1 protein-coding gene and 1 pseudogene are annotated in these 1,282 nt (G+C 71.1%); both read left to right on the forward strand.

The window, feature by feature from the left end; genetic code table 11:
- On the forward strand, positions 1–1,017 hold a 1,017-nt coding region (locus AC27VN_RS41715; RefSeq protein ID WP_490880548.1), incomplete at its 5' end, for a thiamine pyrophosphate-dependent enzyme.
- 32 nt (positions 1,018–1,049) lie between these two features.
- A pseudogene (locus AC27VN_RS41720) lies at positions 1,050–1,282 on the forward strand (aspartate dehydrogenase); the annotation flags it as partial.

Below are 1,282 nucleotides of genomic sequence, written 5' to 3' on the forward strand. Positions count from 1 at the left end.
CGGCTGCAGAGGCTGGGCTTCGGCGTGGTCACGACCACGCAGGGCCGCGGCACCGTGCCCGAGGACGATGCCGGCTCGCTCGGCGCCTACAACATCCAGAAGCCGGTCGAGGCCTTCTACCAGAGCTGCGATGCGCTGCTGGTCGTCGGCTCGCGGCTGCGCGGCAACGAGACGCTCAAGTACGAACTCAAGCTGCCGCGCCCGCTCTACCGCATCGATGCCGACGCGGCCGCCGAAGGCCGCTGCTATGCCTCCGAGGCCTTCGTCTGCGGCGACTCGGCGATCGCGCTCGAGGGCCTGGCCGATCGCCTCGAGGCGGCGGGCTACCGCGCCGATCCGCAACTGCTGGTCGACCTGCGTGCCGCGCACGAGCAGGCGGTGGCGACGCTGCGCGACGGCCTCGGCCCTTACGCCGAACTCGTGCGCCGCCTGCAGTCGGCGGCCGGCCGCCAGTTCAACTGGGTGCGCGACGTGACGGTCTCCAACAGCACCTGGGGCAACCGCGAGCTGCGCATCTTCGAGCCGAGCGCCGGCGTGCATGCCACGGGCGGCGGCATCGGGCAGGGCATGCCGATGGCGATCGGCGCGGCCATCGGTACCGCGGTCACCGGTTCGGGCCGCAAGACCTTCTGCCTGGCCGGCGACGGCGGCTTCATCCTCAACCTCGGCGAGCTGGCCTGCATGGTGCAGGAGAAGGCGCCGATGGCCATCGTGCTGATGAACGACCAGAGCTATGGCGTGATCAAGAACATCCAGGACGCGCAGTACGGCGGCCGCCAGTGCTATGCCGAGCTGCACACGCCCGACTACGAACTGCTGTGCCGGTCGATCGCGCTGCCGCATGCGCGCGTGAAGGACCTGGCCGAGCTGCCGGCGCGGCTCGACGAGGCGCTGTCCACCGACGGTCCCTTCCTGCTCGAGATCGACATGCTGTCGATCGGCGGCTTCAAGACCAGCTTCGCGGGCCCGCCGACCAACACGGTCACGCAGATTCCCGCGCTCGGCACGGCCAGGTGACAGTAGAAGTGACAGCGAGCGAGACCCGATCCATGACCGCCCCCACGCGCATCGCCCTGGTCGGCTGCGGCGCCATCGGCACCGCGGTGCTCGAACTGCTGCGCGACGACCCGGCCCTGAAGGTGACGACCGTCGTCGTGCCCGCCGACGGCGCCGAAACCGCGCGCCAGGCCGCGCCCGGCGCGCAGGTGCTCGCCGCGGTGCCGGCCGAAGGCATCGACCTCGTGGTCGAGACCGCGGGCCATGCGGCCATCGAGCAGCACGT

The sequence above is a fragment of the Variovorax sp. 20P10.2.4 genome (assembly GCF_058244205.1).